The organism is Paraburkholderia sp. J63, assembly GCF_905220245.1.
Lineage (GTDB): Bacteria > Pseudomonadota > Gammaproteobacteria > Burkholderiales > Burkholderiaceae > Paraburkholderia.
Genome location: NZ_CAJMZF010000242.1, coordinates 1 through 226 on the forward strand (window position 1 = coordinate 1; position 226 = coordinate 226).

General features: G+C 70.8%; 1 protein-coding gene. It reads left to right on the forward strand.

The features are described 5' to 3' along the window. Window positions 1-226, forward strand: a 226-nt coding sequence (locus U5775_RS39360) for a hypothetical protein (RefSeq protein ID WP_322063490.1), incomplete at both ends; no start/stop codon positions are given.

Sequence of the window (226 nt, forward strand, 5' to 3'; positions counted from 1 at the left end):
GGGTGGTTCGCTGGGCGACGCGGTGATGTACGACTCGTCGGCGCATGACTCGGTGACGCTGGGCTCGGTGGGTACGCCGGTGGCGCTGCATAACGTGGCCGCAGGCGCCGTGAGCGCGGGCAGCACGGACGCGGTGAACGGCGGCCAGCTCTACAGCGTGGCCAGCTCGACGGCCAGCGCGCTGGGCGGTGGTTCGACGGTCAACGAGGATGGTTCGATCACGGGC